We start from the raw sequence: 26,533 nt of genomic DNA, 5'->3' as shown, positions 1-26,533 counted from the left end.
CCGCCGTTCGCGCGTATCCCGGCGGCGGGTTCGTCGTTCAATACGAGAGAGGTAGTACGCGCGATCGGGATGGGGACATGAAGCGTTGGGGGAAGCGCCTTTCGAGGCGCATCTGCCGCCCGAGACCGTCCTCAACCAGATGGAGATGGCGGTCATCGTCTGCGACCGCTTCAGCAACGTCATCTACGGCAACGCGTTCGCCCGGCAGCTCTTCGGCTTCGGCGGCGACGAGGTCATCGGGCACTCCATCCTGTCGCTCGGCATCGCCGAGGAGGACCACGAGCAGGCCACCGAGCTGGCCAGGCACGTGCTCAAGGGCGGGGTGTGGGAGGGCACGTTCTGCAACCTGCGCGCCGACGGCACGACCGTCTACACCCGCGCGCACGCGGTGCCGCTGCGGCACCCGTCCGGCGCGGTGGACGGCATCGTGATCTTCGCGCGGGAGGCGCTGCGCTCCAACCAGCGCGAGCAGGACCGCTACGGCCTGCTGGAACGCGTCGGCGAACGCCTCGCGGGCTCCCTGGAGCTCGACACGACGCTGAAGCGGGTGGCCGACACGCTCGTCCCGCAGTTCGCCGACCACTGCTTCATCGACCTGTTCAGCGGCGACCGGCTCTACCGGCGGGTCGCCCGGCACGCCGGGGGCTGGGAGCCGCCGCCGGGCACCTGGGCCGAGGTGGACGAGCCCGTCTCGTACCCGCCGGGCCACTTCAGCGCCAAGGCGATGAGCCGCCGCGACGCCGTCCTCGTCGAGGACATGGTGCAGCACCGGTTCTCCGCGCCGACCGAGTCGTCCAAGCGGCTCGGCGACGAGATGGGCATCACCTCGGTGATCTCCGCGCCGCTGCTGGTGCGGGGCGAGCTGCTCGGCGTGATGAGCCTCGCGCTGTCCAACCTCACCAAGCGCACCGACCCGCACTACGACGGCTTCGACCGCGACCTGCTCGGCGCGGTCGCGAGCCGGGTCGCGCTCGCCGTCGACAACGCGCTGCTGTTCGAGGAGGAGCGCGAGACGGCCCTGGCGTTCCAGAAGCACCTGCTGCCCGGCGACCGGCCGCCCCGGCACGACGGCCTCCAGATCGCCTGGCGGTACGAGCCCGCGCGGCCCCTGGAGGCGCACGGGCACGGCATCCAGACGCAGGTCGGCGGCGACTGGTACGACGTGATCCCGCTGTCGGCGGGCCGCGTCGGCCTGGTCATCGGCGACGTCGAGGGCAGGGGCGCCCGCGCCGCCGCCGTGATGGGCCAGCTCCGCGCCGCGCTCCGGGCGTTCGCCCAGGACGACCGGGCCCCGGCCGACATCCTGCGCAAGCTGGACGAGTGGGTCCGCACGATGACCCGCCCCGAGCGGATGCGCTCCGGCTGGAACAGCGACGACCTCGTCCGCCCGCCCCTGGTGTCGTGCACCTACTTCGTCTACGACGCCTGGTCGCGGGTGCTGGAGTTCGCCAACGCCGGCCACGACCCGCCGCTGCTGATCGTGGACGGGCAGGTCAGCGAGCTGTCGTTCGAGAGCGAGGGCGCGATGCTCGGCGTCCGCGCCCCGGGCCTCGGCGGCGAGATCCTGTTCAACGAGGAGACCGCCGAGCTGAAGCCCGGCGCCACCCTGGTGCTCTATACCGACGGCCTGATCGACCGGCGCCCGCGCGAGAACGGCGAGTACTACAGCCGCGAGGACGCCCGCGAGCTGGTCCGCGCCGCGGTCGCCGAGGTCGCGCGCGGCGGCGTCGAGGAGATCGCCAACGCCGCGTACGAGGCCGTCCAGGGCGAGATCGACGACGACGTGGCGATCGTGGTGATCCGCACGTCGGCCGAGGAGCTGGCGGTCGAGGAGCGCTCGTTCCCGGCCGAGCCGATCATGGTGTCGGAGGCGCGCCGGATGGCCGCTGACGCGTTCGCCGCCTGGGGGATGCTCGACGAGCAGGCCGAGCTGGCCTGCCTGCTGGTCTCCGAGGTCGTCACCAACGTCGTGCTGCACGCGACCACCACCCCCGCGCCGCGCCGCGAGCTGGTGCTGGAGGGCGGCCCGTCCCCGGTCCAGTTCAACCCGCCGGGCTTCGGCGCCGCGCCGTTCGACCGTGCCGCGAACGGCTCGAACGCCTCGTTCGACGACGTGCCGGTGCCGCTCGGCGCGCCCACGTTCGACGAGGACGACTGGAACCTCGGCGCCGACCTCGGCCGCCGCGAGCCGCCGACCAAGGACTTCCGGCTCCGCCTGCGGCGCGGCGCCGACGCGATCTGGGTCGAGGTGTTCGACTCCGACATGCGGCTGCCGCGCATCCGCAGCGCCGGCGAGACCGACGAGGGCGGGCGCGGCCTGTACCTGGTCGACCAGCTCGCGACGCGCTGGGGCGCGCGGCCCACCGCCGACGGCAAGGCCGTCTGGTTCGAGCTTCCGCTGACTCCCTGAAGCGTCGCGGGGCCGGTCCGGCGTACGGTGCCGGTATGCGGGCGTGGGTGGTCGAGAGGCCGGGGCCGATCGCGGACGGGCCGTTGCGGCGGGCCGAGCGCGAGGTCCCGGAGCCGGGGCCGGGCGAGCTGCTGGTCAGGGTCCTGGCCTGCGGGGTGTGCCGGACGGACCTGCACGTCGCCGAGGGCGACCTGCCCGTCCACCTGCCCGGCGTGACGCCGGGCCACGAGATCGTCGGCGAGGTCGCCGCCGCCGGGCCCGGCTGCCGCCGCGTCCCCGGCGACCGGGTGGGCGTGGCGTGGCTGCGCGGCACCTGCGGCGCCTGCCGCCACTGCCGGCGCGGCGCCGAGAACCTGTGCCCGCACTCGGTCTACACCGGCTGGGACGCGCACGGCGGCTACGCCGAGTACGCCCTCGCCGTGGACGCCTACGCCTACACGCTGCCCGCCGAGATCGACGACGTGCGCGCCGCGCCGCTGCTGTGCGCGGGCATCATCGGCTACCGGGCGCTGCGCCGGGCCGAGGTGCCGCCGGGCGGCAGGCTCGGCATCTGGGGGTTCGGCGGGTCGGCGCACCTCGCCGCGCAGATCGCGATCGCGCAGGGCGCCGAGGTCCACGTGTTCACCCGCGGGGCCGCCGCCCGCGAGCTGGCGGCCTCGCTCGGCGCGGCGTGGACGGGCGGGCCGTTCGACGCCGGGCCCGCCCCGCTCGACTCGGGGATCGTCTTCGCGCCCGCCGGCGACCTGGTCCCGGCCGCGCTCGAACGGCTCGGCAGGGGCGGCACCCTCGCGATCGCCGGGATCCATCTGAGCGACGTCCCGGCGCTGGACTACGAACGGCACCTGTTCCAGGAACGCCAGGTCCGTTCGGTCACGGCCAACACGCGCAACGACGGCGAGGAGTTCCTCGGGCTCGCCGCCCGCCTGGGCGTCGCGGTCACGACCCGCACGTACGACCTGGACGGCGCGGACCGGGCCCTGGCCGACCTGGAGGCGGGCCGCTTCGCCGGCGCCGCCGTCCTCGTCCCCTGAGCCCTGCCCGCCTGCGCCCGCCCGCCTACGGGGGGAGGCCGCGGGTCAGATCGGCTCGGCCGCCACGTGGGCCCAGGACTGGGTGAACCACAGCTCGCCGCCGATGATCCGCGGCTTGGCGCCGGTGCGGGGCCCGCCGTCGACCTCGTCGGTGAGCGCCTCGCGGATGCGGTCGGCGGCGACGGCGTCGCGGGCGCCCTCCAGCCACGGCTCGATGGGCCGTTCGACGGTGAACACGTCGAGCCGCCGGATGGACGCGCCCGCCGAGGTGATCATCTCGGTGAGCCGGGCGATGGACGGGGTGCCGGGATGGTCGGGGTCGCGCAGCCGCTCGATGCGGTCGCGCTCGGCCCCGGCGAGGTTGCCGCGGACGAGGTCGGCGATGATCAGCCGTCCGCCGGGCCGGCACACCCGCAGCAGCTCGCGCAGGACGTGCTCGGGGTCGCCCAGGTTGTAGAGCGAGAAGCGGGCCGTCACCAGCGAGAACGTGTCGTCCTGGTAGGGCAGCCTGGTGGCGTCGGCGCGGATCGTCGCGCCGTCGGGCGAGCCGCGGCGGGCGGGCGGCCCCGCGTACGCGTCGCGCCGCGCGCTCGCCGGGAGGTCGCCCTCGCCGGGCAGGCGCACCGGGCCCGTCCCGAACTCGACGGTGGCCGTGCGGCGACCGCCCGCCCGCGCGGGCACGGGCTTCGCCTCCACGGCGGTCAGGTGCCGGACCCGGGGGCCGAGCGCGGCCGGCATCGGCCCGCCCCGCGCGCGACGTCGAGGCAGACGTCCTCGCGGGACGGTTCGACGAACTCCAGAAGGCGCATGAGGTGGGGGGCGATCGCGCCGCCGGTCTCCTGGATCGTGGTCGCCGGATGCGGCACTCTGCACTCCCTCGGCTCGGGCCGGCTCCGTCGTACGGGGTCGCCGCCCCCGGCGCGAGGGAGGGTGCTCCTCGCGGACGGGCGCGCCTCCGGTGAGACGCCGAGCGGACTATGGAAGCCGGTATCGCCAGTTATGACTCTCCGCGCCGCCAGGAAGTTCGCCTCGCGGGGCCAGAGATATCCTCCGCGCTCACGTCCGCATGCTCTGACCCCACAACGCGAGGACGACGAGGACGAACACGATGATGACGGCGGCCCGCGTGGGCGCCTGCATCCGCATCCTGACCGCGGCCCAGCGGATGCAGAACGCCGCGAGGAGCGCCATCACGCAGAGGGCGAGGATCCCTTCCATGGCCACCTTCGATCGGGGGGTGGTGCCGCCTACGCTCACTCTAGACACGTAAGGCAGGGGTTACCCCGGTGCCGCCGCGCGTCCGGTCGCGGGTTAGCCTCACGGCTGTGGCAGATGCGAAGGAAGACAAGCAGCGGGACGTTGTGGACGACCTCATGCTGAGCGTCGCGCGCGGGCGGGTCGCTCTCGGCGCGGCGGCGTTCGCGGCGCCGGGGCTGACGGTCCGGCTGATGGGGATGGGCCGGCACGCCGACCCCGGCCGCGACTACGTCACCAGGATGTTCGCCGCCCGGGAGATCGCGCTCGGCGCCGGGTACCTGCTCAGCAGGGGCTCGCACCGCAAGCTCTGGGCGCGGCTCGGCCTGGTCGTCGACTCCCTCGACACCGTGAACGGCGTGCGCACGCGTCCCGGCCTCCCGCTGTGGGTCAGCGCGGGCGCGGTGGCCGTCGCCGGCGGCTCCGCCGCCCTCGGCGCGGCCAAGGTCGCCAAGGACATCGTCCGCTAGAACGGCCCGCCCCCTTCCTCCCCGTTCGTCGCGCCCTCCGCGCCCCGCCCGCCCGCGGCGGGGCGCGGGTGTGATCGTCGCGCGGTGGGTAAACCCTCCCGTACGTACGGCACCGGGGGGCGCTGGGATGACGGCGGACACATCGACGCGGGCGGCGGCGTCCATGCCGAGGGGCAGGGAGCTGTACGTCGTCCTCGGCTCGCTGATGCTCGCGATGCTGCTCGCGGCGCTCGACCAGACCATCGTGTCCACGGCGCTGCCGACGATCGTCAGCGACCTCGGCGGGCTGAACCACCTGTCGTGGGTCGTCACCGCCTACCTGCTGGCCGCGACCGCCTCGACGCCGCTGTGGGGCAAGCTCGGCGACCAGTACGGGCGCAAGCGGCTGTTCCAGACCTCGATCGTGATCTTCCTGGTCGGGTCGGCGCTGTGCGGCCAGGCCGGCGACATGACGCAGCTCATCGTGTTCCGGGCGTTGCAGGGGCTCGGCGGCGGCGGGCTGATGGTGCTCGTCCTCGCGATCGTCGGGGACGTGGTGCCGCCCCGCGAGCGCGGCCGCTACCAGGGCCTGTTCGGCGCGGTCTTCGGCGTGTCGAGCGTGTGCGGGCCGCTGCTCGGCGGCTGGTTCGTCGACAACCTGTCGTGGCGGTGGGTGTTCTACATCAACCTGCCGGTCGGGGTGCTGGCCCTGGCGGCGATCGCCTTCGCGCTGCGGACCGGGTCCCGGCGCGAACGGCACAAGATCGACTACCTGGGCATCCTGCTCATCGTCGGCTGGTCGGTCTCGCTGGTCCTGCTGACCACCTGGGGCGGGACGCGCTACGGCTGGGCGTCCCCGCAGATCATCGGGCTCGGCGTGCTCGCGGTCGTGCTGATCGCCGCCTGGGTCCTGGTCGAACGGCGCGCCGCCGAGCCGGTGATGGCGCCCCGGCTGTTCCGCGAGCCGGTGTTCTCGCTCAGCTCCACGATCAGCTTCGTGATCGGGTTCGCGATGTTCGGCGCGCTGACGTTCCTGCCGATCTTCCTCCAGATCGTGCACGGGGTGACGCCGACGATGTCGGGCGTCCACCTGCTGCCGATGATGGTCGGCCTGCTGGTCGCGTCCATCGGGTCGGGCCAGCTCATCACCCACACCGGCAGGTACAAGCTGTACCCGGTGCTGGGGACGCCGATCACCGCGCTCGCGCTGTACCTGCTGTCGCGGATGGACGAGCACAGCTCCACCCTGTCGATGAGCCTGCGGTTCGCGCTGCTCGGCTTCGGCATCGGCCTGGTCATGCAGGTGCTGGTGATCGTCGTGCAGAACGCGGTGCCGTACGAGGACCTCGGGCGGCCACGTCCGGCGTGACGTTCTTCCGGCAGATCGGCGGCTCGTTCGGCGTGGCGGTGTTCGGCACGGTGTTCAGCAACCGGCTCGCGAGCCATATCGAGGACCTGGCGCGGGAGCGCCGCCTGCCGCCCGGCTTCGACCCGTCGGCCATCCAGGGCAACCCGCACCTGATGGACCGGTTCCCGCCGCAGGTGCGCCAGGACGTGCTGCACGCGTACGCACAGTCGATCGACACCGTGTTCCTGTACGCGGTGCCCGCCGGGATCATCGCGTTCGTCCTCACCTGGTTCCTGCGCGAGGTGCCGCTGCGCTCGACCCTGAAGGCGCAGGACTACGGGGAGGGGCTCGGCGCGGCGCCGACGGCCCGTTCGTCCAGGCACGAGATCGAACGGGCGCTCAGCGAGCTGATGCGCCGCGACCCGCGCGCGCTGGACATGTACGCCAGGCTCGGCGCCGCCGCCGGGCTCGACCTGCCCGCCGGGAGCATGTGGGCGCTGTGCCGCATCGCGCGCGACGGCACCGTGGGCGGCGGGGAACTGGCCGAACGGGCGGGCATCCCGCGCGAGCAGGGCCGCCCGTACGTGGACCGCCTCGTCGCCGACGGCTACGTCGTCCGCCGCGACGGCGACCTCCTCGCCACCGGGTCCGGACGGGACGCCGCCGCGCGGCTCACCGCGGCCCGCCGCGAGGCCCTCGCCGAGCACCTGGAGGGCTGGTCGCCCGAGGACCACCCGGAGCTGGCCGACCTGCTGACGCGCCTGGCGCACGAGTCCCTGGGCGACGACGCGGACGGCCGGGAGATCCACGCCTCCGGCGGCGCCCACCGCGCATCCGTCTGAAACGCCTCTCCGGGCCCCGTTCGGCCGCAGATCAACGGGACGCAGGCGGGATTAGGGTGGGCGGCGTCACAGCCCTTGCCGCGCCCGGGGATGTAATCTCATACTGACTGACCGAATCTCACTCGGTTTCGGGACGGAACCCCAACCCTGCTTTTGGAGGCGTAGTGGCCGAGGCGTACATCGTCGGCGCGGTCCGTACCCCCGTCGGTACCAAGAAGGGCGCGCTCAAGGACGTCCACCCCGCCGACCTCGGGGCCCACGTGCTCAAGGAGCTCGTCAACCGCACCGGGGTGGACCCGTCCGCGGTCGAGGACGTGATCATGGGCTGCGTGATGCAGGTCGGCCCGCAGTCGCTGGACATCGCGCGCACCGCGTGGCTGTCGGCGGGCCTGCCCGAGAACGTGCCGGGCGTGACCATCGACCGCCAGTGCGGGTCCTCGCAGCAGGCGATCCACTTCGCCGCGCAGGGCGTGCTGTCGGGCACCCAGGACCTGGTCGTCGCGGCCGGCGTCGAGCAGATGGCCGTCGTGCCGATGGGCTCCTCGGTCGCGATGGCGCTGGAGAAGGGCATGCCCTTCCCCTACGGCGACGGCTGGGCCGAGCGGTACGGCCAGCAGGAGGTCTCGCAGTTCCGCGGCGCGCAGCTCATGGCCGAGAAGTGGGGCTACAAGCGCCGCGACCTGGAGGAGTTCGCGCTGGAGAGCCACCAGCGCGCCGCCAAGGCGATCGAGAACGGCGTGTTCGACCGCGAGATCGCCCCGATCGCCGGGCTGAGCAAGGACGAGGGCGCCCGCCCGGACACCACGCTGGAGAAGATGGCGGAGCTGAAGCCGCTGCGCGAGGGCTGGGACCTCACCGCCGCGGTCGCCTCGCAGATCTCCGTCGGCGCGTCCTCCCTGCTGATCGCCTCCGAGGAGGCCGTCAAGCGCCACAACCTCACCCCGCGCGCCCGCGTCCACACCCTCGCGGTGTGCGGCTCGGACCCGGTCTACATGCTGACCGGCCCGATCCCGGCGACCGAGAAGGCGCTCGCCAAGAGCGGCCTGAAGATCGACGACATCGACGTCTTCGAGGTGAACGAGGCGTTCGCCCCGGTGCCGATGGCGTGGGCCAAGGACACCGGCGCGTCGCTGGAGAAGACCAACCCGAACGGCGGCGCGATCGCCCTCGGCCACCCGCTCGGCGCGACCGGCGGCATCCTGATGACCAAGCTGCTGCACGAGCTGGAGCGCTCGGGCGGCCGCTACGGCCTCCAGACGATGTGCGAGGGCGGCGGCCAGGCCAACGCCACCATCATCGAGCGCGTCTGATCCGGTCCGGCCATCGGCGGGCGGGCCTCCCTGCGGGGGCCCGCCCGCCGCCGTCCGAGGAGGGGCATGTACGAGACGATCCGCTACGAGGTCGCCGAACGGGTCGCGCGCGTCACGCTGGACCGCCCCGAGGCCCGCAACGCGCTCAGCGACACGATGATCGACGAGCTGCTCGACGCGTTCGGCCGGGCCGGGGCGGACGACGGGGTGCGCGTGATCGTGCTGACCGGCGCGGGCGACCGGGCGTTCTGCGCGGGCGCGGACCTCGGCGGGCTCGGCGCGGCGCAGCGCGACGGCCGGGCGATGGCGGACCCGGACGCGATCCGGGACAGCGCCCCGTACCGGCTGTTCACCGCGTTCCCCCGGCTCGGCAAGCCGATCATCGCGCGGCTGGCCGGGCACGCGGTCGCGGGCGGGCTCGGCCTCGCCGCGGCCTGCGACCTGGTGGTCGCCGCCGACGACGTCAAGCTCGGCACCCCCGAGGTCAACGTCGGCCTCTGGCCCATGATGATCATGGCGATCATCAACCGGAACGTGCCGCCGAAGCAGGCGTTCAAGCTCTACTACACCGGACGCCGCGTCACCGCCGCCGAGGGCCGCGAGATCGGCCTGGTCACCGACGTCGTCCCGCGCGCCGAACTGGACGCGGCGGTGGACGGGCTGGCCCGGACGATCGCCGCCAAGAGCCCGATCGGGCTGCGCAGGGGCCGCGAGGCGTTCTTCGCGATCGAGGGCCGCCCGCTGGAGGACCAGGTCGCCCACCTGCTCGGCGAGCTGGTCGAGCTGGCCGCGACGGAGGACGCCAAGGAGGGCATCACCGCGTTCCTTGAGGGGCGCGAGCCCGACTTCACCGGCCGCTGACGCCGGAGCGGGCGCGCTAGGGGACCGTCAGGGTCAGCGTCCGCTCGATGCGGGCCGCCGTCGCCTTCATCCGGTGCAGGGACGCCTCGATCTTGGGCAGCTTGCTGGAACGGCACGAGATCGCGAGCGCGCCGACGACCGTGCCGGTCGCGTCGGTGACCGGGACGGCCGCGCAGCTCGTGCCGATCGCGTACTCCTCGCGGTCGATGCAGACGCCGGTGGGCGGGTCGAGCGTGCTCAGCAGGCGGCGCGGCTCGGTGATGGTGTGCGGGGTGAGGTCGAGCAGCGGGTGCCGGGCCAGGTACTCGCGGCGGCGCTCCGCGTCGAGCTGGCTCAGCATGCACTTGCCGATCGCCGTGGCGTGCGCGGCGTCGTCGAAGCCGACCCACAGGTCGACGCGCGGGGTGCGCGGCCCGTCGGCGATGTCGATGATGCGGATCTCGTCGTCCACGTGCATGCCGAAGTACGACGCGGCGCCGAGCTCGTCGCGCAGCGCCATGAGGGTCGGCCGGATGCGCGCGAGGAGCTGCTGGGTCTTGCTCTGCCCGTGCAGCGACTGGACCCGGTCGCCGAGGACCCAGACGCCGTCCGACAGCCGCGTCGCGTAGCCCTCGTGGGCCAGCGTGCGCAGCAGGTGGTACGCGGTGGCGAGGGGCAGGCCCGACTCGCGGGCGAGCTGTTTGGCCGGTGCGCCGTTCGGATGCGACGCGACCACCTCCATGAGGTGCAGCGCCCGCTGCACCGAGGCGATGAGAGTCGGCCTCCGTGTCTCATCCATCACGCACAGCGAACCCCTCTGGCCCCGTTGGGTCAAGGACTTTGGTGATACCCGCCCCATTGGATCACTTCCGGCGATCCCCGGCGGTTCTTTCCCGGACTTCGGCAGGCGAGCGCGGTGCGAACGGTCGAGAGGCGAAAAGGTCCGGGTCCCGTACCGGGCCCGGAGGCGATGGACGAGCGCCCCCGCCGGACGCCTGGGCGGACCGTAAGGGCGGCCAATTCCGGGTCCGCCTCACCGAATGGCGCGTCCCGAAGATCGCTCTGATGGAGATCGAGAAAGGGCCCGCATTCCCGAGGAGTTGACGGGCCGGGCCGCCTCCCGCGATGCGCGTTCTCCGCCTCGGTCGGGGGCGTACTATGACCCTGACCTGGCCTTCATTGCACAGTGTCACCATATGAAAACTCTCGGCCTGTGATCTGCCGCGCCGGTGGATATGTTTCAGGCACCTTGGTGACGGATGGACGAAGGGCGACGCGTGCGCGAGGGGGCCGGGCGGATGCTCAACGTGATCGTCGACGACACGCGCGACCCGGCGCGCAACCTCGCGCTGGACGAGGCGCTCGGGCGCGTCGCCGACCGGCGGCCGACCGCGTCCCCGGTGCTGCGCGTCTGGCAGAACGCGCCGAGCGTCCTCGTCGGGCGGTTCCAGAACGTCGCCGCCGCGGTCGACCTGGCCGCCTGCGCCCGCGACGACGTCCGGATCGTCCGCCGCGCGACCGGCGGCGAGGCCGTCCACACCGACCACGGCACGCTCTGCTTCACCCTCGTCCACCGGCAGGACCCCTGCCAGGCGCGCGGCCACTCCGCCCGCGCGGGCGGGCGTCCCGTCCCCCGGCCCCGCGCCGGCTACGCGCGGGCCCCCTACCCCCGCCCCGGAGCGCGGCCCGACCTCGATGTGCTCGTGGCCACGGCCGTCGAAGAGTTCGGCCTCCCGGCCGCCGCGCTCCGGGACGGGTCCGTCGTGCAGGCCGCGCGGCTGCGCACGCGCGGCGCGTCCCTCACCCACGTCGCGGTGCACGTCGCGCCCCGTTCCCCGGACGGCCCCGGCTACGTCACGCCCGCCGGCGCGTCCACCGCCCGCCGCACCCTCGCCGACCTCGGCGTGGAGGTGACGCTCGACGCGGTCCGCGCCGCGGTGCTGAGCGTGATCGTCGACGAGTACGGCATCGCCTGCACCCGCTGCCCCGACGCCGACGAGCGCGCCCTGCGCGATGACCTGCACGCCCGCCGCTACGGCGACGCCGGCTGGCACCTCAACGGGACGCGCGCGGCGCGCGGGGAGCGCCGCGAGTTCACCGGCCGCTGATCACGAACCGGTTCCATGGGCGTTCGAACGATGGTATTGGGCATCGACGGACGGGCCGTGTAGGTAGACTGACGCGACCTTGCGCCAGAGATCGGTTACGCACGAGCGAGACTCGGCTTCCGATGAGGCGAACGACAAGCCGAACGCAAACGCACCCAGCGAGCGGGAAGTATGCAGTCACCTGGTCAGAACAAGTCCATCGCAGGCTCCCTCCTGAAGGTTCTCGGTAGTGGCCCGCAGTCCAAGCCGTCCGTCCCCACCGCGGGAGACGGCGAGGTGGTCCAGCCGGCCGCCGGGGACGGCGCGCTGGAGAACCACCTCGGCGGCGACGAGGCCCGCAACTATCGCAAGTACGAGTACGAGACCGTAGCGCCGCACGTCGGCCGGTCCCTGCTGGAGATCGGGTCCGGGCTCGGGCACTTCTCCGAGCAGTTCGCCGGACGGCTCGACTACCTCGTCGTCAGCGACAACGACCCCTACTGCGTCGGCGAGCTCCGCAAGCGCTACGAGGGCAACGACGACGTCGAGGTCCTCGACCTCGAACTGCCGGCCGAGATCGAGACCCGGCAGAAGGTCGACACCGTCGTCATGATGAACGTCCTGGAGCACATCAAGGACGACGTCCAAGCGCTGCGCGACCTGGCGTCCGTCACCCTGCCGGGCGGCCGGATCGTCATCTGGGTCCCCGGCTACATGCAGCTCTACGGCGACTTCGACCGCAAGGTCGGGCACGTCACCCGCTACACCCCGGCCACGCTGGGCGCGTCCGTCCGCGAGGCCGGCCTCGTCCCCGAGGTGCTGAAGCCGATCAACTTCCTCGGCGGGCTCGCCTGGTGGTTCGCGGTCCGCCGCGGCGGCGCCGGCTACCCCGACCCGCGGCTGGTCAAGATCTACGACCGTACGGTCATCCCGGCGACCCGGCTGATCGAGCGCGTCGTCCGGCCGCCGTTCGGCCAGACGGTCTTCTGCGTGGCCCGCGTCCCGCGCTGACCGGCGCCCCGCACCGCTCCCGAACGTGCGCTCCCGCTGTGCGCGCGTTCACCCCGCGACCCGCCGCCCCACCGCCTCCGCCCACCGAGCCCGCGTCCCGCACCCGCGCACGCCACAACTCCGCGTCGGTGCGCTGGGCGACGCTTCAACGCGTCCGCGCGTTGCGCGTGAGGCGACGCGTGTCGGGCGGCGGGGTCGGTCTTCGGGGGCGTGTGCGTGGGCTCTCTGTCGCGCTACGTAAGTAGGGCCTGGCGGGTAGTGACGGGCGGGGCCTTTCGTGCTGGCACGGTGCCTCCTGCGCTGGGACGTACTCGTGCTGGTCGCGCCTGGGTCTGCCTAGGCCGTTCCGTAGCGGAGGCGGTGCCTGGCCGCGGGCGGGACGCCTGCTTTTAGGTATCGGGATCGGGAGGTCTCCCGATGCGTCCGGCGGCGTCCGGCGGCGAGACTTTGCAGTGGCCGGACGGATCACGGCCCGTCCCTCCGAGCGGAGGAGTACCGCGTACTGCCGCGGGCCGTGATCTGGAAGGCCAGCCACTGAAGTTCCCGTGTGGTCCGACGATTCGGCGGCGGGGGCCCGGGAGGGGAGGCCCCCGCCGCCGGATCCACCGCGGCGGACCGGTGGCGCGCGACGGCGGGCCGGATCAGGAAGGCTGCGCGAACAGGGCCATGCGGTGGGCGGTGGCGGCGGCCTCGCCCCGGCTCGCGACGTCGAGCTTGGCCAGGATGTTGGACACGTGCACGCTGGCCGTCTTCGCCGAGATGAAGAGGGTCTCGGCGATGTCGCGGTTGCTGCGCCCTTCGGCGACCAGCCGCAGCACCTCGAACTCGCGCGGCGTGAGCCCGAGCGGGGCGGACGGCTCCGCGCCCGCTCCGGGGCGGCGGGCCGAACGGGTGCGGCGCAGCAGCTCTTCGACGCGCCCGCCGAGCAGCTTGGCGCCGAGGCCGGTCGCGAGGCCCGAGGCGATGAGGAGCCGTTCGCACGCGGACTCGTGCTCGCCCTCGGCCAGCGCGGCCTCGGCGGCGCGCAGCAGCGCGGCGGCCCGCTCGTACGGGCGCTTGAGGCCCTCCCACACGGCGGCGACCTCGTCCCAGGCGGCGCTGTCGCGGACGCCGCGCGCGCGGGCCGCGGCGGCGTGGAAGGTGAGCCGGAACGCCTCCTGGGCCGGGCCGTGCACCTTCAGCGCGTCGGCGCGTTCCTGGAGTTCGGCGAGGGACTCGGCGGCGTCCGGGCCGAGGTCGGCGCAGGCGGTCGCGCCGATGACCAGGACGGGCCAGGCGTAGCGGCTGTCGTCGGGCAGGCCCGTGCGGGCGGCGACGTCCAGCGCGGCCCTCAGCGCCTCGGCGGGACGGCCCTCGGCGAGTCGGATCCGCGCCTCCAGCCGCAGCGTCGCGAAGTAGTCCTGCGTCTTCAGCCAGCGCCGCTTGAGGTCCATGATCTCGCACGCGCCGTCGTAGTGGCCGCGGGCGGCGTCGAGGTCGCCGCGCTCCAGCGCCAGCTCGCCGAGCAGCACCTCCAGGGAGGTGCGGGTGGTGATCGGCGGGTCCTCCTCCATCGCCTGCCGCAGGACGGCCATCGCCTCGTCCCAGCGGCCGAGCGAGACCAGCGGCTCGGCGCGGTTGATGCCGAGGAACGCGCCGTGCGTGCGGGCCACCCCGTAGTCGCGGGCCTGCTCGACGCCGAGCCTGGCCACCTCGGCGGCCTCCTCGTGCTTGCCCGCGCCCTCCAGGAAGTGCGACTTGATCACCGCGAGCCGCAGCAGGACGCGGTGCTGCCCGGCGCGGCGGGCGGTGTCCTCGACCTCGGCGAGGAGCTCGACGTCGCCGTAGTAGTCGATGTCGGCGCAGAACAGGGTGATCAGCGCGTCGGCCTCGGCGGTGAGGTCGCCGAGGGTGCGGGCGATGGCGAGGGACTCGGTGGCGGCGGTGCGGGCCACGTCGATGTCGGTGGTGAGGCGCACGTACTGCGCGAGCGTGGACAGCACGCGGGCGCGCAGCACGGTGGGCGGCTCGGCGGGCAGCGTCTCGGCCGCGAGCCGCAGGTCCTCGACGAAGCCGGGACGGGCCATCTGGTGGCGCATCCGGCCGCGCAGCTCCAGCAGCGAGGCGCGCCGGGCGTCCAGCTCCGCCGCCGCGGCGGCCGCGCCGTCGCCGGGGGCGCCATCGCCGGTCGCGCCGTCGCTGTCCGCGGTTGCGGCGTTCGCGGTCGCGGGGTTTGCGGCGGCGGTCTCGTCGAGGCTGCGGAGGGCGGCGGTGGCGAGCTTGATGCCGCGGTCGTACTCGCCCGCGATCTCGGCGGCGGCGACCGCCTGCTCCAGCACCCGGGTGTGGTCGACGCCGATCCGTTCGGCGGCGTCGGGCACGCGGTCCCACAGTTCGAGGACGCGGCCCAGCATGGCGAGGCACTCGGCGTAGGCGAGGGCCTTGCGGGTGTCGGCGGCGGCCCGCCACGAGCTGACGAGCGCCCAGGTGGTGTCGTGCGCGGCGTGCCAGTGGTGGCTCAGCTCGACCCACAGGCGCCCGGCGGGGACGAGCGAGGGGTCCTTCTCCAGGGCCTCGGCGTAGCGGGTGTGCAGGCGGGTGTACTCGCCCGGCAGCAGGTCGTCGTGGATGGCCTCGCGGATCAGCGCGTGCCGGAACGCGTAGCCGTCGCCGTCGACCACCAGCACGTTGGCCTCGACGGCGGGCCGCAGCACGCGGGTGAGCGCGGCGTCGTCCAGGCCGGACACCGCCGCGAGCAGCGCGTGCTCGATGCGGGTGCCGCCGCCGGACGCGTCGCGCAGCACGTCCTGGGTCTCCTCGGGCAGCCGCTGGACGCCCGCGAGCAGCAGGTCGCGCAGCGATTCGGGCAGCTCGCACGCGAGCGTGCCGTCGCTGTCGAGCAGCGCCTCGACGAACAGCGGGTTGCCCTCGCTGCGGGCGTGGACCCGTTCGACCAGGCCGGGCGGCGGCTCGTCGCCGAGCAGGGCGGTGGTCAGCGCGGCCACGTCGGCCCGCGACAGCCGGGTCAGCTCGGCCCGGCGGACGTGGTCGACCCGGTCGAGCTCGGCCAGCAGGGGCCGCAGCGGATGGCCCCGGTGCAGCTCGTCGGAGCGGTAGGTCACCACGACCAGCAGCGGAGTGCCGCCGAGGTTGCGGATCAGGAACGCCAGCAGGTCGCGGGTGGAGCGGTCGGCCCAGTGCGCGTCCTCGATCACCAGCGTGACCGGGCCGCGGTCGGCGAGCCGTACGAGCAGGGTGAGCATCAGCTCGAACAGCCGGGCCCGCTCCTCGGCGGACGCGGCCTCGCTCTCGGGCTCGCCGAACTCGGGCAGCAGCCGGGCGAGGCCGCCGGTGCCGGACCGGGGGAGCAGCTCGGCGACCCCGTCGATGCCGATGTCGCGGACCAGCCCGCGCAGCACGGTGGTGAACGGCGCGAACGGCAGGCCGTCGGAGCCGAGCTCCAGGCAGCCGCCGACGAGCAGCCGGCAGCCGTCGCCGTGCCCGGCGGCGAACTCCCTGATCAGGCGCGTCTTGCCGAGCCCCGCCTCGCCGCCGATCAGCACGGCGGCGGGGGCGGCGGCGAGGGCCTCCCGCAGGCCCTCCAGCTCGGTCGTCCTGCCGACCAGGACGGGACTCATCACGCGCGCGCTCACCACACAAGCATGCCAAACGATGAGGACATTTCCGTCAAATATCAGTCCGTGAGATCGCGCTCCCTCCCGGCGCCCGCCACGCCTGGCCCCGGTGCTCGTCGAGCTCGGCGACGGGGCCGGGCGGCAGCGGGGGGTGGACGGCCGTCCGGACGGGGCTGCCGACCGTTCCGTCCGCGACGACGCCGCGCGCGCGGAAGTGGTCGTGGGCCATCATCCCGGCCCGGTCCAGCAGCGGCGCGACCGGCGCTCCGGCCGCCGTGAGGCGTTCGACGGCCTCGTCGCGGGTGAGGCGCGCGACGGCCTCGGCGATCGCCGCGTCCAGCTCGGGTACGGCCGCGAGCCGTTCGGCGAACGGCACGTCCGCGTGTTCGGGCAGGTCGAGCGCGCGGCAGGTGGCGGCCCACAGCCGTTCCTCCGACACCACCCCGAGTGTGACCTTGTGGCCGTCCTTGGTCGCGTAGACGCCGTAGCCGGGCACGGGCCCGGCCCGCCGGTCCGCGCCGTCCGCGCGCGGGGCGGCCGGGGCGGCCGCGGCCGGGGTGGCCGGGGTGGGGACGGTGCCGACCCAGTTGGCGAGGACGTCGGCCATGCCGAGGTCGATCCGGTCGCCGACGCCGGTGCCGCGGGCCTTCAGGCAGGCCGCGGTGATCGCGAACGCGGCCATGGTCGCGGCGGCCATGTCGGCGACGGGGAGTTCGGCGGCGTCGGGGGAGGCCGCGTCCGGGGCAGGGCGGCGGCGTACGCACGGTAGTTGACGTCGTGGCCGGGGACGTCGGCCAGCGGCCCCTGCGCCCCGTACCCGGAGAGCGAGCAGTAGACGAGGGCCGGGTTGAGCGCGCGCAGGGCCGCGTGGCCGACGCCGAGCCGTTCGGCGACGCCGGGGCGGAAGCCCTCGACGAACACCTCGGCGCCCGCGGCCAGTTCCCGGCAGCGGGCGAGGCCCTCGGGGGTCTTGAGGTCGAGCGCGACGCTGCGCTTGTGCTGGTTGAGCAGGTCGAAGTGGCCGCGGAACGCCCGCATGGGCTCGCCGCCCGGCGGCTCCACCTTGATCACGTCGGCGCCGAGCTGGGCGAGGAGCTGGGTGGCGTACGGCCCGGGCCGCCACATGGTGAGGTCGAGCACCCGCAGCCCGTCCAGCAGAGCCATCACGCCTCCCAGGTTTCGTCGGACGGCCGCAAGACCGTCCGGTCGAACGCTGCCGTCCCGGGGCGCCGGTCGTCAAGCGAGCGCTTGGTCGTTGCGGCGGTGAGCGGTGGGCTTCGGGCGGTGGGCGGCGGGTCAGGGGACGCCGATGTAGGTGAACGGGGCCCAGTCCTCCACCGGGTCGGTGCGGCTCCGAGCGCGCTGGGCCCGGACGACGGCCCGCTGGGGGCGGTGGCCTTCAGCGATCGCCGCGTACGCCCGTTCGGTGAACCGTCCGGCCGCCTCAACGCGCACCGGCCACCGGGGACGATCATGCCGCGCGCGCCCATGTGGAGCAGGCCGCGCGTCAGCGCCGGAGCGGGCGGCGCGGACGGGCCGGGGGAGACGGTCACGACCGGGCCGCGCGAGAAGCCGCGCCCGAACAGGTCGGCGGCCGTCACGAGCGCGGCGGACGGGTCCCGCGCGTCGTTCAGGCGCAGCGCGGACGCGAGCGGGTCGCCTTGGGCCTCGTCGTGGCCGTCGGGCGTTGCGGGGCAGGCGAGGTGGACGAGGTCGTAGTCGCCGCCGAGGGCGTCCAGGACGTCCCGCTTGGAGATCGCCGCGCCGTCGAGGAGGTCCAGGGGTCCGTTCCACAGCTCCTCGATCCGCGCCGCCTCCTCCCGGAAGCCCGGCATCGCCTCGCCGCCGTACGCCACGACGAGCGCGCGACGCGGCGGGCACCGGTGGCCGAGGACGGCGAGGTCGGCGGCCAGCAGCACGGAAGGCAGGGAGAAGACCTCGAACGTGTCGCCGAGGACGGTCCCGCCTTCCACGGGGATCGCCTCGTAGGGCAGGCGGGCGAGCGGTCCGGGCCCGGAGATCGCCAGGCCGTCGAGTCCGCGCGCGTGCAGGAGGGGGAGCATCTCGGCGAAGAAGAACCCGTTGGCGGCCTCGCACGCGCGCGCGAGGCGGCGTTCCCGCTGCGGACCGGGCGCGAGGTCCAGGCCGTCGACCATGCGGTCGAACTCGTCCTGGAGGATCGACCACTGGTCGCACTCGACGTCCCACCCGGACGTGCCGCGCCGCGCCGCGAGGACGACCGACATGAACCCGTCGCAGGCGGAGAACACGCAGATCGCCGTGCCGGACGGCCAGCCCGCCGCGCCCAGCCGGTCCAGCGCGTCCGCCACGCGGGCGGCGCTGACGTCCGTGCCGAGGCGGCGCGCGAGCCTGCGCCCCGCCGTTCCGCCCGGACGGGGGCCGAAGGCGAGGTCGGGGCCGGGGGCGGGATCGGGGGCGGGGCGGACGGTGATCGCGCGGACGGTCTCGGTCGCCGCGAGCGCCATGCCCGCCCTGCCCTCGGCCACGTACAGCCGTGCCAGTTCGTCGAACGAGCCCCGGAACAGCGAGTCCGCCCGTCCGGCCGCGTCCAGGCCGGCGCCGTCCAGGGGGCGCGCGGCGAAATGGTGCTCGGTGAGGCGTGCGGACTCCTGGAGGATCGCGAGGGCGGGCGCGGAGTCGCCGCGTTCCAGATGGGTGCCGAAAAGGTGCAGGAGTGGAGCGAAGCGTGCGCGCGAAGGCAGTGCGCCGGAACGGTCGGGCGCCGCCGCGATCCCGTCGAGCGTGTTACCGGCCGCCAGCAGGTTGTGAAGGCATTGTTCCGTACGGGTGACCAGGTTTCGGATGTGCTCGGACCCGGGTTGGGCGCGGTAGATTTCCAGCGCCTCGCGGGCGGCCTCGACGCCGATCCGGCAATACCGTTCCTGGCCGCCGAGGAGTGCCAGTTCCGGCGGGGCGGGGGAGAGCAGTGCGGCGGCGGTCCGCGCGATGTCGTAGCGCGCCATTCCGCGTTCGAGAGTGGTTCGCGTGGCGTCCGCGCACTCCTGGAAGAGGGCGAGTGAATCGAGCCCCGCGCGGATCTCTCCGGTCGCGCGGTGGAAGTCGCGGAGCAGGACGGCCCGCGCGTTCCTCAGCACCCAGGCGCGTCGCGGGTCGTAGGCGCACCAGAGGTAGAGGCGTTCCAGGAAGGCGCTGGCGGGAAGCAGATGCCAGGCGTGGTCGCCCCCTTCGGAGAGCCCTCCGACCTCCGCGAACACGCGTGCGGTGTCGGCGTCCGGGTCGTCGCCCCACACGTGGGAGGCGTCCGCGACGTCCCGGAACCGTTCAGGGAACGGCGGCACGACCCTGGTCGCCAGAGGGAAAAGGCGCTCGGCTCCGCAGAAATGGCAACGCACGGTGCCCGGTCCGTTACGTTCGAGGTGCCATGCGTTCTCGCATTCGAGGCACAGGGTGTCCTGTTCCAGCGAATGCCGGACGACGGCCAGCGCACGCTCCCCGCACAGGGGACACACATGTGGCCTTTGGGGAAGGCTCGGGTTGAGCCGGAACTCCTGCCCGCACGCCCCGCACAGGAAATAGACCTGAGCGTCCACGGAAAGTGCGTCGAGTACTTCGCCGTGGGCGAACTCCGCCGGCAACCGGTGCGGATAGGCCGTCGCCATGAGGGGCATGCTGCCTCACGCCTGTTGGAGATATACGCCAATCTTCTCCGCTGCGTTCCGGCTCGGCAAGAGCCGATGCTGTTGACGGAACGTCCAAGACGGGTGACGGTGGGGCGGAGGAGGGGTGTGTGATGCGTTTCGGGATTTTCTACGAGCACCAGCTTCCGCGCGGTGGCGAGGTCGACGAGCGCCGGCTCTACCGCGACGCGCTCGTACAGGCGGAGATCGCCGACCGGGTCGGTGTCGACTACCTGTGGGAGGTCGAGCACCACTTCCTGGAGGAGTACAGCCACTCCTCGGCGCCGGAGGTGTTCCTCGCGGCGGCCTCGCAGCGGACCGAGCGGATCCGGCTCGGCCACGGCATCGTCCAGCTCCCGCCCGAGGTCAACCATCCCGCCCGCGTCGCCGAACGGATCGCGGCGCTCGACCTGGTCTCGGACGGGCGCGTGGAGTTCGGCACCGGCGAGGCGTCGTCCAGCGCCGAGCTCGGCGGGTTCGGGATCCGCCGCGACCGCAAGCGGGAGGAGTGGCAGGACGCGATCGACGCGATCACCCGCATGTTCGTGGAGGAGCCGTTCGCCGGATGGCGGTCGGAGCACCTGCGGATGCCGCCCCGCAACGTCATCCCGAAGACCGTGCAGAAGCCGCACCCGCCGCTGTGGGTCGCGTGCTCCCGCCGCGAGACGATCCGCTTCGCGGCCCGCAACGGGATGGGCGCCCTGTCGTTCTCGTTCGTCGAGCCCGAGGACGCCGCGAAGTGGGTGGACGAGTACTACCGGATCATCGGGTCGGACGAGTGCGTCCCCGCCGGTTTCGCCGTCAACCCCAACGTCACCGTCGTGCTGCCGATGATGCTGCACGAGGACGAGGCGACGGCCATCGGCCGCGGCATCGACGGCGCGCATTTCTTCGGTTTCGCGCTCGCCCATTACTACGGCACCACGCCGCACGATCCGGGCCGTACGAACGTGTGGGACGAATTCCAGGAGCGCCGGGCCGCGCGCGGTTTCGACCGGGACCGGATCATCGCCAACGCCGAGTCGCTCAACGTCAACGTCGGCTCACTGCGCGGCGCCGTCGGAACGCCGGAGCAGGTCACCGAACTCGTCCGCCGTTACGAGGACGCGGGCGTCGACCAGGTCGCGTTCGTCCTCCAGGCGGGGCCCAACAAGCACGAGCACATCTGCGAGAGCCTCGAACTGTTCGGCAGTTCCGTGCTCCCGCATTTCCTCGAAGGCCGCGAGGAACGCGAGAACGCCAAAGCCGAACGGCTCGCCCCCGCCATCGAGGCGGCGCTGGCCCGCCGCGCCCCGGCCCGTACCCTGCCGCCCGGCTACCGCATCGACGAGGACGCCGAGCTCGCCCGCGCGAACAGGCCGAGAAGCCTGCGCTCCGAGGCCCGCCGCCGCGTCCAGCAGGGCTTCTACCTGCTGGTCCACGGCCGCTCCGACGCGCAGATCGAGCGCCGCTTCGGCCCGGCCGCGCAGCGCGTGCTGTTCAGCGGAATGGCCCGCGCGTACGATCCGTCCGCCGCGTTCGAGGGAGCGCTGCAATTCCGCCTGACCCGTACGGACGGCGCGGCCACCACCTGGACGATCATCGTCCGCGGCGGCAGGGCGCGCGTCCGTCCCGGAAAGGCGGCGGAACCCGCACTCGCCCTCACCGTCGCCACCGCCGACTTCCTGCGCCTTCTCGCCGGCGACGCCAATCCCGCGATGCTCCTCATGGACGGCCGCCTGAAACTCCAAGGCGACGTCGAACTCGCCCCCCGCATCAGCGAAATGTTCGGCGGCCCGTCCCCCTACTGAAAACCCACGAAAACCACCGATCCAACGGGTACGGTCCCGGGGTGTTCTCTCTCCAGGAACCACCCCTGTTCACACGCCTGAAGAAATCCCGCCGCCCCCTGATCGCCGGTGCCGGCGGCGGTTTCGACGTGTTCGCGGGCCTGCCTCTGGCCCTCGCGCTGATGGACGACGGCAAGGACGTCCACTTGGCGAACCTGTCGTTCAGCGCCCTCTACGGCCTGCCGTCCGACGCGTGGATCGGTGAGGACGTCGTCGCGGTGACGCCCGAGACCGAGAGCCGCGACTGGTACTTCCCCGAGGGCACGCTGTCGCGCTGGCTGGACCGCCAGGGCCTGCCCTCGACCGTCCACGCGTTCCCGAAACTCGGCGTCCAGCCGCTCCGCGCCGCGTACCGGCACCTCGTGGAGACGCTCGACGCCGACGCGGTGGTCCTCGTGGACGGCGGCACCGACATCCTCCTGCGCGGCGACGAGGCCGGCCTCGGCACGCCCGAGGAGGACATGGCGAGCCTCGCGGCCGTGCGGGGCCTCGACGTCCCCGAGAAGATCGTCGTGTCGCTCGGCTTCGGCGTGGACTCCTACCGCCGTGCCGCGGCGTCCCAGCATCGTGAACGGCTCGATCGCCGCCGCGCTGCGCGGGGAGTTCGGCGACGTCCGCTTCACGGACCGGACCGCGGACAGCGAGCTGTTCGTCAACCCGCTGATGGCCGTCTACTTCGCCGTCGACCTCGACGGCCTCGCCCGGCGCTCGCTCTACCTGGACCGCATCGAGGGCACGCGGCTCGTCCGGCAGGTCGGATCGGTCGTCGAGAAGTTCCGCGCGGAGTACGTCGCGGGGGGCGGGCGGCTTCGGCGGGCTCGGCAGTATCCGCACTGAGCGGGCGGGCGTTCCCCAGCGCCGGGTGAAGATCGTGGCGGGATTTGTTGATCTTGGCTTCGGGTGGGTTGACGGGTGCGGAGCGTGATGCCGAGGGTGGGTGGGACATCTGTCCGGGGGAGGGGTTCGCCGTGCCGTTGGGGCGCTTGTGTACGGGATGTGCCGTGGTCGTCGCCGTGCTGGCGCCGCCGGGGGCCGCGCGGGCCGAGGTTCCGGCGCGGTCGCTCGCGCCGCTGGTCCGGGTCGCCGCCGAACGGCTCGCGCTGGCCGACCGGGTCGCCGCCGCGAAATGGGGGACCGGCAGGCCGATCGAGGACGCCGCGCGGGAGCGGGAGCTGCTGGCGGACGTCGCGCGCCGTTCGGGCGAGATGGGCATCGACCCCGGCCGGTCGGTGGCGGTCTTCCGCGACCAGATCGAGGCCGCCAAGCTCGTCGAGCGGGGCTGTTCCTGCGCTGGCAGGCGCGCCCCGGGCGGGCCCCGGCGGAACGGCCCGACCTGGAGGGCGAGGTCCGGCCGGCCCTCGACCGCGTCACCGGCGAACTGCTCGCCGAGCTGAAGGCCACCCGCGGCGTACGGGCCGACCCGTTCTGCGGACTGCGGCTCGCCGGGGCCGTTCGGCAGGCCGAGCACGAGCGGCGGCTGGACGGCCTGCACCTGGCCGGGCTGGGCCGCGCCGTGCCGTCGGTGTGCGAGGACGCCTGACACGAGCGTGATCCAAACGAGATTGCGGCTGTTTGGTGCGGGGGCCCCGGCTGGGTGATGCTGGGGTGGTGGCAACGGAGACACGTACAAGCGCGGGGGAACTGCGCGCGTTCCTGCACGGCCTGCCGGGCGTCGACCAGGTCGGCGCCGACGAGCGGGCCGCGCGCCTCGCCACCCGTTCGATCAAGACGTCCGCCAAGGCCGAGGCGATCGACCTGGCGATCTCGATGGTCGACCTGACCACCCTGGAGGGCGCCGACACGCCCGGCAAGGTGCGGGCGCTGTGCGCCAAGGGCGTCCGGCCCGACCCGGCCGACCCCGGCGTGCCGAAGGTCGCGGCGATCTGCGTCTACCCCGACCTCGCCGGCGTCGCGGCCGAGGCCGTGCGCGGCACGGGCGTCGGCGTCGCGAGCGTCGCCACCGCGTTCCCGTCGGGACGGGCGCCGCTGGAGGCCAAGCTCGCCGACACGCGGGCCGCGGTCGCCGCGGGCGCCACCGAGATCGACATGGTGATCGACCGGGGCGCGTTCCTCGCGGGCGACTACCTCAAGGTGCACGAGGAGATCGTCGCGACCAGGCAGGCGTGCGGCGACGCCCATCTGAAGGTCATCTTCGAGACCGGCGAGCTGGCCACCTACGACAACGTCCGGCGCGCCTCGTGGCTGGCCATGCGGGCCGGCGCCGACTTCATCAAGACCTCGACCGGCAAGGTCGCCCCCGCCGCCACGCTCCCGGTCACGCTGGTGATGCTGGAGGCCGTCCGCGACTTCCGCGACGCGACCGGGCGGCAGGTCGGCGTCAAGCCCGCCGGAGGCATCCGGACGACCAAGGACGCGATCCGCTACCTCGTCCTCGTCAACGAGACCGCCGGCCCCGACTGGCTGACGCCCCGCTGGTTCAGGCTCGGCGCCTCCAGCCTGCTGAACGACCTGCTGATGCAGCGCCGCAAGCTCGCCACCGGCGTCTACTCCGGTCCCGACCACTTCACCAAGGACTAGCGATGGCCTTCGAGTACGCCCCGGCACCGGAGTCGCGGGACATCGTCGACATCCGGCCCTCGTACGGGCTGTTCGTCGGCGGGGAGTTCACCGGCGGCCGCGGCGAGCCGTTCAAGTCGGTGAACCCCGCCAACGAGGAGACGCTCGCCGAGATCGCCCGCGCCGACGCCGCCGACGTGGACCGCGCGGTGGCCGCCGCGCGCGCCGCGTACGACCGGGTCTGGGGCCCGATGCCCGGCCGGGAACGCGCCAAGTACCTCTACCGGATCGCGAGGCTCGTCCAGGAACGGGCCCGGGAGCTGGCGGTGCTGGAGTCGATCGACAACGGCAAGCCGATCCGCGAGTCCCGCGACGTGGACGTCCCGCTCGTCGCGGCGCACTTCTTCTACCACGCCGGCTGGGCCGACAAGCTGCCGTACGCGGGGTTCGGCCCCGACCCGCGGCCGGTCGGCGTCGCCGGGCAGGTCATCCCGTGGAACTTCCCGCTGCTGATGCTGGCCTGGAAGATCGCCCCGGCGCTCGCCTGCGGCAACACCGTCGTGCTGAAGCCCGCCGAGACGACCCCGCTGACGGCGCTGGCGTTCGCGGAGATCTGCCAGCAGGCCGACCTGCCGCCCGGCGTGGTCAACATCGTCACCGGCGCGGGCGAGACGGGGCGGGCGCTGGTCGAGCACGACGGCGTCGACAAGGTCGCGTTCACCGGCTCGACCGAGGTCGGCAAGCTGATCGCGCGGGCGGCGGCGGGCACCCGCAAGCGGCTGACGCTGGAGCTCGGCGGCAAGGCCGCCAACGTGGTGTTCGACGACGCGCCGCTGGACCAGGCCGTCGAGGGCGTCGTCAACGGGATCTTCTTCAACCAGGGGCACGTCTGCTGCGCCGGGTCGCGGCTGCTCGTCCAGGAGTCCGTCGCGGACGCGCTGCTCGAACGGCTCAAGGCCCGGATGGCGACGCTGCGCGTCGGCGACCCGCTCGACAAGAACACCGACGTCGGCGCGATCAACTCCGCCGCCCAGCTCGACAAGATCAGGATGCTGTCGGAGGCGGGCGAGGCGGAGGGCGCGGGCCGCTGGTCGCCGCCCTGCGAGCTGCCGCAGCGGGGGTTCTGGTTCGCGCCGACCCTGTTCACCGGCGTCGCCCAGTCGCACCGCATCGCCCGCGAGGAGATCTTCGGGCCGGTCCTGTCGGTGCTGACGTTCCGCACGCCCGCCGAGGCCGTCGAGAAGGCCAACAACACGCCGTACGGCCTGTCGGCCGGGGTCTGGACCGAGAAAGGCTCCCGCGTCCTGTGGATGGCCGAACGGCTCCGGGCCGGGGTCGTCTGGGCCAACACGTTCAACAAGTTCGACCCGGCGTCGCCGTTCGGCGGCTACAAGGAGTCCGGATTCGGCCGCGAGGGCGGACGGCACGGCCTGGAGGCGTACCTGAATGTCTGAGCGAGCCCGGCTTGGCGTGCGCAAGACCTACAAGCTGTTCATCGGGGGCGCGTTCCCCCGCTCGGAGTCCGGCAGGTCGTACGTGGTGAACGACGCGAAGGGCCGCTTCCTCGCCAACGCGTCGCGGGCGTCCCGCAAGGACGTGCGCGACGCGGTCGCGGCCGCGCGCAAGGCGTCCGGCGGCTGGGCGGCCCGTACCCCCTACAACCGGGGCCAGATCCTCTACCGGGTCGCGGAGATGCTCGAAGGCCGCCGCGCCCAGTTCGCGGACGAGCTGCGGGCGGCGGGCGCGGGCAAGAACGCGGCGGCCTCCGAGGTGGACGAGGCGATCGACCGCTGGGTCTGGTACGCGGGCTGGGCCGACAAGCTCGGCGCGGTCGCCGGGTCCGCCAACCCGGTCTCGGGCCCGTTCTTCAACTTCTCCACGCCCGAGCCCACCGGCGTCGTCGGGATCGTCGCGCCCGACTCGCCGCTGCTCGGCCTGGTGTCGGTCGTCGCGCCCGCGATCGTGTCGGGCAACGCCGCCGTGGTCGTCGCGTCCGAGCCCGCGCCGCTGCCCGCCGTCACGCTCGCCGAGGTGCTCGCGACGTCCGACCTGCCCGGCGGCGTCGTCAACCTGCTGACGGGCCGCCGCGGCGAGCTGGCGCCCTGGCTCGCCTCGCACATGGACGTGGACGCGATCGACCTCGCGGGCGCGTCCCCGGACGCGGTGCGCGAGCTCGAAGAGGCCGCCGCGGGCAACCTCAAAAGGGTGCTGCGCCCGAGCCGCCAGGACTGGTCCGCGGAGCCCGGAACGGCCCGGATGACGGCATTCCTGGAGACCAAGACGGTGTGGCATCCGGTGGGCGTCTGAGCCCTCGAAGTGCGATAGGTGTGTA

Annotated in this window: 21 protein-coding genes and 2 pseudogenes; 16 read left to right on the top strand and 7 right to left on the bottom strand. The window is 73.6% G+C overall.

All coding sequences use genetic code 11. The features are described from left to right. Nucleotides 1–85 precede the first annotated feature (85 nt). Both GEV43_RS09875 and GEV43_RS09870 read left to right on the top strand, forming a co-directional pair. A complete protein-coding gene (locus tag GEV43_RS09875; protein ID WP_375539034.1) occupies nt 86–2,410 on the top strand; it encodes a SpoIIE family protein phosphatase in 2,325 nt (774 codons plus the stop codon). Between the two features lie 35 nt (nt 2,411–2,445). Beyond that, the gene (locus tag GEV43_RS09870) at nt 2,446–3,441 is read left to right on the top strand and encodes a zinc-binding alcohol dehydrogenase family protein (protein ID WP_160820417.1); all 996 of its coding nucleotides are present in this window, start codon (nt 2,446–2,448) and stop codon (nt 3,439–3,441) included. A gap of 45 nt (nt 3,442–3,486) precedes the next feature. Here the strand turns inward: GEV43_RS09870 and GEV43_RS09865 are convergent, their stop codons facing one another. The 3 genes from GEV43_RS09865 to GEV43_RS46790 all read right to left on the bottom strand — a co-directional run bounded on the left by GEV43_RS09865 (nt 3,487) and on the right by GEV43_RS46790 (nt 4,659). Next, complete coding sequence (locus GEV43_RS09865) at nt 3,487–4,179, bottom strand: class I SAM-dependent methyltransferase (RefSeq protein WP_241682848.1); 693 nt, start codon at nt 4,177–4,179, stop codon at nt 3,487–3,489. Then, nucleotides 4,143–4,307, bottom strand: a complete 165-nt coding sequence (locus GEV43_RS49895) for a hypothetical protein (RefSeq protein ID WP_241682847.1) — start codon at nt 4,305–4,307, stop codon at nt 4,143–4,145. The genes GEV43_RS09865 and GEV43_RS49895 overlap by 37 nt, the downstream gene beginning before the upstream one ends. 190 nt (nt 4,308–4,497) lie before the next feature. Beyond that, the gene (locus tag GEV43_RS46790) at nt 4,498–4,659 is read right to left on the bottom strand and encodes a hypothetical protein (RefSeq protein ID WP_164717184.1); all 162 of its coding nucleotides are present in this window, start codon (nt 4,657–4,659) and stop codon (nt 4,498–4,500) included. A gap of 107 nt (nt 4,660–4,766) precedes the next feature. On the opposite strand from GEV43_RS46790, the gene GEV43_RS09860 reads away from it, so the two are divergent. The 5 genes from GEV43_RS09860 (at nt 4,767) to GEV43_RS09845 (ending at nt 9,505) form a co-directional block, all read left to right on the top strand. Beyond that, nucleotides 4,767–5,165 carry a hypothetical protein gene (locus GEV43_RS09860; protein WP_309239558.1) on the top strand — a complete coding sequence of 133 codons (399 nt, stop codon included), beginning with the start codon at nt 4,767–4,769 and terminating at the stop codon, nt 5,163–5,165. Nucleotides 5,166–5,292: 127 nt separating this feature from the next. Next, complete coding sequence (locus GEV43_RS49890; protein WP_241682846.1) at nt 5,293–6,513, top strand: MDR family MFS transporter; 1,221 nt, start codon at nt 5,293–5,295, stop codon at nt 6,511–6,513. Continuing rightward, nucleotides 6,510–7,334 (top strand): MarR family winged helix-turn-helix transcriptional regulator, encoded by an 825-nt coding sequence (locus tag GEV43_RS49885; protein WP_241682845.1) that lies wholly within the window; start codon nt 6,510–6,512, stop codon nt 7,332–7,334. The genes GEV43_RS49890 and GEV43_RS49885 overlap by 4 nt, the downstream gene beginning before the upstream one ends. A 164-nt stretch (nt 7,335–7,498) precedes the next feature. Then, entirely contained in the window at nt 7,499–8,644 is a 1,146-nt protein-coding gene (locus tag GEV43_RS09850) for an acetyl-CoA C-acetyltransferase (protein WP_160820416.1), read from the top strand. A gap of 66 nt (nt 8,645–8,710) precedes the next feature. Further along, the gene (locus tag GEV43_RS09845; protein WP_160820415.1) at nt 8,711–9,505 is read left to right on the top strand and encodes an enoyl-CoA hydratase/isomerase family protein; all 795 of its coding nucleotides are present in this window, start codon (nt 8,711–8,713) and stop codon (nt 9,503–9,505) included. A 16-nt stretch (nt 9,506–9,521) separates the two neighbouring features. Here the strand turns inward: GEV43_RS09845 and GEV43_RS09840 are convergent, their stop codons facing one another. After that, the gene (locus GEV43_RS09840) at nt 9,522–10,283 is read right to left on the bottom strand and encodes an IclR family transcriptional regulator (RefSeq protein WP_160820414.1); all 762 of its coding nucleotides are present in this window, start codon (nt 10,281–10,283) and stop codon (nt 9,522–9,524) included. 460 nt (nt 10,284–10,743) lie between these two features. Here GEV43_RS09840 and GEV43_RS09835 point away from each other — a divergent pair, with 460 nt between their 5' ends. Together GEV43_RS09835 and GEV43_RS09830 are read left to right on the top strand one after the other, a co-directional pair. Continuing rightward, nucleotides 10,744–11,592, top strand: a complete 849-nt coding sequence (locus GEV43_RS09835) for a hypothetical protein (RefSeq protein WP_160820413.1) — start codon at nt 10,744–10,746, stop codon at nt 11,590–11,592. Nucleotides 11,593–11,868: 276 nt separating this feature from the next. After that, nucleotides 11,869–12,582, top strand: coding sequence for a methyltransferase (locus GEV43_RS09830; protein ID WP_309239557.1), 714 nt, complete (start codon nt 11,869–11,871; stop codon nt 12,580–12,582). Between the two features lie 641 nt (nt 12,583–13,223). On the opposite strand, the gene GEV43_RS53730 is transcribed toward GEV43_RS09830, so the two are convergent. The 3 genes and pseudogenes from GEV43_RS53730 to GEV43_RS54720 all read right to left on the bottom strand — a co-directional run bounded on the left by GEV43_RS53730 (nt 13,224) and on the right by GEV43_RS54720 (nt 19,516). Beyond that, nucleotides 13,224–16,214, bottom strand: coding sequence for an AAA family ATPase (locus tag GEV43_RS53730; RefSeq protein ID WP_309239556.1), 2,991 nt, complete (start codon nt 16,212–16,214; stop codon nt 13,224–13,226). Nucleotides 16,215–16,248: 34 nt separating this feature from the next. Further along, nucleotides 16,249–17,321: pseudogene (locus GEV43_RS49870) on the bottom strand (CaiB/BaiF CoA transferase family protein). Between the two features lie 38 nt (nt 17,322–17,359). Further along, nucleotides 17,360–19,516: a CHAT domain-containing protein gene (locus tag GEV43_RS54720; RefSeq protein ID WP_160820409.1), complete on the bottom strand. Its 2,157-nt coding sequence runs from the start codon at nt 19,514–19,516 to the stop codon at nt 17,360–17,362. Nucleotides 19,517–19,968: 452 nt separating this feature from the next. Between GEV43_RS54720 and GEV43_RS09805 the strand changes: the two genes are divergently transcribed. The 7 genes and pseudogenes from GEV43_RS09805 (at nt 19,969) to GEV43_RS09780 (ending at nt 26,508) form a co-directional block, all read left to right on the top strand. Further along, nucleotides 19,969–21,645: an LLM class flavin-dependent oxidoreductase gene (locus GEV43_RS09805; protein ID WP_160820408.1), complete on the top strand. Its 1,677-nt coding sequence runs from the start codon at nt 19,969–19,971 to the stop codon at nt 21,643–21,645. A 161-nt stretch (nt 21,646–21,806) separates the two neighbouring features. Beyond that, nucleotides 21,807–22,163 (top strand): annotated as a pseudogene (locus GEV43_RS55935) (DUF1152 domain-containing protein); the annotation flags it as partial. An 88-nt stretch (nt 22,164–22,251) separates the two neighbouring features. Beyond that, nucleotides 22,252–22,521: a hypothetical protein gene (locus tag GEV43_RS49855; protein ID WP_241682843.1), complete on the top strand. Its 270-nt coding sequence runs from the start codon at nt 22,252–22,254 to the stop codon at nt 22,519–22,521. 164 nt (nt 22,522–22,685) lie between these two features. Further along, nucleotides 22,686–23,078, top strand: coding sequence for a chorismate mutase (locus GEV43_RS09795; RefSeq protein WP_206681109.1), 393 nt, complete (start codon nt 22,686–22,688; stop codon nt 23,076–23,078). 214 nt (nt 23,079–23,292) lie between these two features. After that, nucleotides 23,293–24,222 carry a deoxyribose-phosphate aldolase gene (gene deoC, locus GEV43_RS09790; protein WP_309239555.1) on the top strand — a complete coding sequence of 310 codons (930 nt, stop codon included), beginning with the start codon at nt 23,293–23,295 and terminating at the stop codon, nt 24,220–24,222. A gap of 2 nt (nt 24,223–24,224) precedes the next feature. Further along, nucleotides 24,225–25,655 (top strand): aldehyde dehydrogenase family protein, encoded by a 1,431-nt coding sequence (locus tag GEV43_RS09785; protein ID WP_160820407.1) that lies wholly within the window; start codon nt 24,225–24,227, stop codon nt 25,653–25,655. After that, the gene (locus tag GEV43_RS09780; RefSeq protein ID WP_160820406.1) at nt 25,648–26,508 is read left to right on the top strand and encodes an aldehyde dehydrogenase; all 861 of its coding nucleotides are present in this window, start codon (nt 25,648–25,650) and stop codon (nt 26,506–26,508) included. Before GEV43_RS09785 ends, GEV43_RS09780 begins: the two co-directional genes overlap by 8 nt. Nucleotides 26,509–26,533: the final 25 nt, after the last annotated feature.

Source organism: Actinomadura sp. J1-007 (genome assembly GCF_009793335.1).
Taxonomy (GTDB): Bacteria; Actinomycetota; Actinomycetes; order Streptosporangiales; family Streptosporangiaceae; genus Spirillospora; species Spirillospora yumaensis.
This window is presented reverse-complemented; position numbering and strand designations above follow the sequence as displayed.

Excerpts from the sequence above, each read along its gene's own strand:
- GEV43_RS09870 (WP_160820417.1), top strand. The coding sequence starts at position 2,446 with ATGCGGGCGTGGGTGGTCGAGAGGCCGGGGCCGATCGCGGACGGGCCG.
- GEV43_RS09865 (WP_241682848.1), bottom strand. The coding sequence starts at position 4,179 with ATGCCGGCCGCGCTCGGCCCCCGGGTCCGGCACCTGACCGCCGTGGAG.
- GEV43_RS46790 (WP_164717184.1), bottom strand. The coding sequence starts at position 4,659 with ATGGAAGGGATCCTCGCCCTCTGCGTGATGGCGCTCCTCGCGGCGTTC.
- GEV43_RS49890 (WP_241682846.1), top strand. The coding sequence starts at position 5,293 with ATGACGGCGGACACATCGACGCGGGCGGCGGCGTCCATGCCGAGGGGC.
- GEV43_RS09845 (WP_160820415.1), top strand. The coding sequence starts at position 8,711 with ATGTACGAGACGATCCGCTACGAGGTCGCCGAACGGGTCGCGCGCGTC.
- GEV43_RS09840 (WP_160820414.1), bottom strand. The coding sequence starts at position 10,283 with ATGGATGAGACACGGAGGCCGACTCTCATCGCCTCGGTGCAGCGGGCG.
- GEV43_RS09835 (WP_160820413.1), top strand. The coding sequence starts at position 10,744 with ATGGACGAAGGGCGACGCGTGCGCGAGGGGGCCGGGCGGATGCTCAAC.
- GEV43_RS09805 (WP_160820408.1), top strand. The coding sequence starts at position 19,969 with ATGCGTTTCGGGATTTTCTACGAGCACCAGCTTCCGCGCGGTGGCGAG.
- GEV43_RS09785 (WP_160820407.1), top strand. The coding sequence starts at position 24,225 with ATGGCCTTCGAGTACGCCCCGGCACCGGAGTCGCGGGACATCGTCGAC.
- GEV43_RS09780 (WP_160820406.1), top strand. The coding sequence starts at position 25,648 with ATGTCTGAGCGAGCCCGGCTTGGCGTGCGCAAGACCTACAAGCTGTTC.